At 70.0% G+C, this 416-nt stretch carries 1 protein-coding gene; it reads right to left on the bottom strand.

Features of this window, described 5'->3' with window-relative positions:
• The coding region (locus tag AC07RN_RS21365) for an AMP-binding protein (protein ID WP_478337280.1) at window positions 1–416 on the bottom strand (416 nt) is incomplete at both ends.

Raw genomic sequence — 416 nt, 5'->3', positions numbered from 1 at the left:
ACCGACAGCGGCTCGGTCATCGTGATGATGATCGTGGTCTCGGTGGGTCCGTAGCTGTTGAAGAACCGGCGTCCGGGCGCGAACCGCTCGACGAGTTCCGGCGGGCAGACGTCGCCGCCGACGATCACCGTCTCGAGGGAGTCGAGGCCGTCGGTGTCGACCGTGCCGAGTGCCGCCGGTGCGGTGAGGATGTGCGTCACCTGCCGCTCCCGGATCAGCTCGGCGAGTTCGTGGCCGCCGATCACCGCGGGGGGCACCACCACGAGCGTGGCGCCCACGCTGAAGCCCGCGAGCATCTCGAACACCGACGCGTCGAAGCTCGACGACGAGAACCGCAGCACCCGGGAGTGGCGTGACAGCGCCAGTTCGGTGCGGGCGTCGGCGCAGAACGACGCCAGGCCGGTGTGCTCGACGAC

Source organism: Lelliottia sp. GFLA7 (assembly GCF_056490165.1).
This window is presented reverse-complemented; position numbering and strand designations above follow the sequence as displayed.